This is a genomic window from Rhizobium sp. SVR5-9E (assembly GCF_056755095.1).
This window is the reverse complement of record NZ_JBNDHS010000508.1, coordinates 1-257: the sequence shown is the minus strand read 5'-3', so window position 1 is coordinate 257 and position 257 is coordinate 1. Positions and strand designations below refer to the sequence as shown.

Sequence of the window (257 nt, the reverse complement as noted above, 5' to 3'; positions counted from 1 at the left end):
TTCGACAAGATCGGAGCCGGCCGCGTGATGGCGATCGGCTCGCTTGTCGCGGCCCTCGCTCTCATCGCCTGCGCCTTCGCGCCGACCAGGGCAGCTTATGTTTTGGCTCTCATTGCCATCGAAGTCGCTTCCAACCTCGTCCAGTATAGCGCGGCGTTCGCGCTTCTGGTTCAGTTGCGGCCGCAGGTCGCTTCCCGCAGCATCACCTATCTGACGCTCATCGGCGGTTTTGCATCGACGATTTTCTGGCCGATCAC

1 pseudogene is annotated in these 257 nt (G+C 61.5%); it reads left to right on the top strand.

The features are described from left to right. A pseudogene (locus ACPYOJ_RS35830) lies at nt 1-257 on the top strand (arsenite efflux MFS transporter ArsK); the annotation flags it as partial.